The sequence below is a fragment of the Kitasatospora griseola genome (genome assembly GCF_014648555.1).
GTDB lineage: Bacteria > Actinomycetota > Actinomycetes > Streptomycetales > Streptomycetaceae > Kitasatospora > Kitasatospora griseola.
Genome location: NZ_BMRI01000010.1, coordinates 1 through 2,808 on the forward strand (window position 1 = coordinate 1; position 2,808 = coordinate 2,808).

The 2,808-nt window shown below is 74.5% G+C and carries 2 protein-coding genes and 1 pseudogene; 2 read left to right on the plus strand and 1 reads right to left on the minus strand.

The features are described from left to right. Positions 1–73: 73 nt before the first annotated feature. Entirely contained in the window at positions 74–1,432 is a 1,359-nt protein-coding gene (locus IEZ12_RS14845; protein WP_189272469.1) for a ferredoxin reductase family protein, read from the minus strand. Positions 1,433–1,612: 180 nt separating this feature from the next. Here IEZ12_RS14845 and IEZ12_RS14850 point away from each other — a divergent pair, with 180 nt between their 5' ends. Continuing rightward, complete coding sequence (locus IEZ12_RS14850; RefSeq protein WP_189272470.1) at positions 1,613–2,317, plus strand: response regulator transcription factor; 705 nt, start codon at positions 1,613–1,615, stop codon at positions 2,315–2,317. Further along, positions 2,314–2,808 (plus strand): annotated as a pseudogene (locus IEZ12_RS38425) (two-component sensor histidine kinase); the annotation flags it as partial. The gene IEZ12_RS14850 and the pseudogene IEZ12_RS38425, both read left to right, overlap by 4 nt.

Below are 2,808 nucleotides of genomic sequence, written 5' to 3' on the forward strand. Positions count from 1 at the left end.
CAGGCGTCACAACCGACCTTTGGACTCCCTCGCGTCATTTCATGCACGCCAGCGAGCCCTTGGCATCAATCATCTAGAAGGCGAAGGACTCGTGGTGGATGCGGGACGGCCGGACCCCGGCGGCGCGCAGCGCGCGGACCGCCTCGGCGGTGAACGCGTCCGGCCCGCACAGGTAGACCTCGTGACGGCCGAGGTCCGGCACCAGCCGGTGCAGCGCCGCACCCAGGTCGCCGACCTGCTCGCGGCTGCCGAGCAGCTCGTGCACCCGCCGGCCCCGGCCCCCGGCGGCGACGGCCGCGAGCTCGTGGCGGAACAGCACGTCCTCGGGGCGCCGGGCGCGCTGAACGAGCGTCACCCGTCCGGGCAGCGTCTCGAAGAGCGCCCGCAGCGGGGTGACGCCGACGCCCGCGCCGAGCAGCAGCACCGGCCCGCCGTGCCGGCGTCGCGCGGTGAACGCCCCGTACGGGCCCTCGGCGCGGACGGCGGTGCCGGGGGCGAGGGCGGCGACGGCGGCGCTGTGCGCGCCCAGGCCCTTGACGGTGAAGCGGAGGAAGTGCGGGTGCGGGGGAGCGGACATCGAGTAGGGGTTGGCGGCCCAGCGCAGCTGCGGGGTGAGGAACTGGAGGCGGAAGAACTGGCCCGGCTCGGCGCGCAGTTCGTGCAGGTGGCGGCCGGTCAGGAAGACCGAGACCACGCCCGGGCCCTCGGCCCGGACCTCGGCGACCCGCAGCCGGTGCCGGCGGTCGCGCAGGAACGGCCGCAGCAGCCGGTACCAGCCGAGGACGGCGGCGGTGCCGAGGTACAGCAGGTACCAGAGGGCCTTCGCCTTGTTGTCGGCCAGGTCGGCGCCGGTGGTGAGCTGGTGGCCGAAGCCGAGCGCGACGGCCAGGTAGGTGGCCAGGTGCAGGTAGTACCAGGCCTCGTAACTCAGCCGGCGGCGGGCGGCCCGGGCGGAGACGGCCCCGGTGCCGAGGATCAGCAGGGTGGCGGCGGTGGCCTTCAGCATGTCGGGGAAGTGCAGGACGATCTCGACGCCCTGGGCCCACAGGCCCTGGCCGCTGGTCAGCGCGTAGCCCCAGACGACCGTCAGCACGTGCACGGTGATCAGCGACACCAGGTAGCGGCCGCCGAAGGCGTGCCAGCGGGCCATCCGGTCGGCCCCGACCTCGCGTTCGAGCAGCGGAACGCGGGCCATCAGCAGCAGCAGGACGGGTGCGGCGTAGCCGGCCAGCAGGCCGGTGATCCGGGCGGTGCCGGTGAGCCAGTCCGCGGCGCCGGCGATGCGCGGGGTGTCGACCCACCACAGGGCGAGCACCCCGAGGGCGCCGAGCACGATCAGGGCGAGCGCGCCGTGGCGGACGGCGTCCGGCGGGAGGGCGCGGCGCCGGGCGGTGCGACGGGCGACCCGGGTCGGGGTGGTCAGTGCGGTCAACGGGCGCCCTCCTTCGTCGGTGCACCGCCACCGTGGCACCGGAAGCTCTCAGTTCCCTATGAAAAGACGCCGTTCCGGGGCCGTGACGGCGGTGTTCGTGCTGGTCGGCCGGGCCCTGCCCGGCCGGACGCGGTCGGATGATCTCACCGCTTTCTCATGCCGAGACGCAAGAATGGGCCCATGCAGCACACGGACACCCCCTGGCGGGTCCTGGTGGTCGACGACGAACCCGACCTGGTCGAGGTGATCTGCGGCGCCCTGCGCTACGAGGGCTGGCAGGCCCGCGGCGTCACCTGCGGCCTCGACGCCGTCACCGCCGCCGCCGAGTGGCACCCGCACGCCGTCGTGCTGGACGTGATGCTTCCCGACTGCGACGGACTGGAGGTGCTGCGCCGGGTGCACCGCACCGACCCCGAGGTACGGGTGCTGTTCCTGACCGCCCGGGACGCCGTCGAGGACCGGATCGCCGGCATCTCCGCCGGCGGTGACGACTACGTCACCAAGCCGTTCAGCCTGGAGGAGGTCGTGGTCCGACTGCGCGGCCTGCTGCGCCGCGCCGCCCCTGCCGGCCCTGCCGACCCCGGCACCCTCACCGTCGGCGACCTGCACCTGGACCCGGCGGCCCGGGAGACCAGCCGCGGCGGCGAGGTCGTCGACCTCAGCCCCACCGAATTCGCGCTGCTGCGCTACCTGATGGAGCACCCCCGGCAGGTGCTCAGCAAGGCGCAGATCCTGGACGCCGTCTGGTCCTACGACTTCGGCGGCCAGGCCCACGTGGTGGAGCTGTACATCAGCTACCTGCGCCGCAAGATCGACGCCGGCCGCCCGCCGATGATCCACACCGTGCGCGGCGCCGGCTACGTGCTCAAGGCGCCCACCGGATGACACCCGTCGGACGACCCCGCACCCTGCGGGTCCGGCTGGTGGCGGGCGTGCTGGCGCTGCTCACCGTGATCTGCGTCGGCGTCGGCGTCGCCACCGGCTGCGCGATGCGGCACTTCCTGGTCGACCGGATCGACGAGCAGCTGAACGCCTCGGGCGGCCGCTACGCGTCCAGCCTCGAACACCCCGGCACGTGCGGCCACGACACCCGCGCCCAGTCCCCCGGCACCTTCGGCGCCCGCCTGGTGAGCGGCGCCGTCAGCCACGCCTCCGTGGTCGGCGGCATCCCGCCCGGCGACGACGACCCCGTCCCGATCGCCGGCGGCGGAGGCGGCGACGCCGCCGTCGCGCTCACCGACCGGGACGTCCGCACCCTGCGCGCCCTCCCGGTGAACGGCCGTCCGCGGGACGTCACGCTGTCCGCGCTCGGCCACTACCGGGCCGTCTCCGTCGCCGGCTCCGACGAGGACGTGCTGATCACCGGCCTCCCGATG